Here is a 251-nt window from a genome sequence, read left to right as displayed (position 1 = left end):
CTTTCGGCCACGCGCGGATCGTAGCTGCCAAGCCCGATGATGACATCGGCGGTTTCAAGCGGATCATAGATGCAGTGATAATCCCACAGCACCCGGGCGGCGTTCAGTACGGATGATTTCATGTGAAGTCGATTGCCTGCAATGCGCTGCCATTGCGCTTCAGCCAAGCCTTGCAGCGCTCCGTATCGGGGCAAAGCTCATGGCAGAGTTTCCAGAATTTCGGCCCATGGTTCATCTCGATGAGATGAGCC

Annotated in this window: 1 protein-coding gene; it reads right to left on the bottom strand. The window is 56.2% G+C overall.

The annotated features are described in order from the left end of the window. Positions 1 to 118: 118 nt before the first annotated feature. The gene (locus R0J92_RS25095; RefSeq protein ID WP_411053680.1) at positions 119 to 241 is read right to left on the bottom strand and encodes a YgjP-like metallopeptidase domain-containing protein; all 123 of its coding nucleotides are present in this window, start codon (positions 239 to 241) and stop codon (positions 119 to 121) included. Positions 242 to 251: the final 10 nt, after the last annotated feature.

It is taken from the genome of Tritonibacter sp. SIMBA_163 (assembly GCF_046535935.1).
Taxonomy (GTDB): domain Bacteria; phylum Pseudomonadota; class Alphaproteobacteria; order Rhodobacterales; family Rhodobacteraceae; genus Epibacterium; species Epibacterium scottomollicae.
The sequence above is the reverse complement of the archived record's forward strand: the minus strand, read 5'-3'. Positions and strand labels throughout refer to the sequence as shown.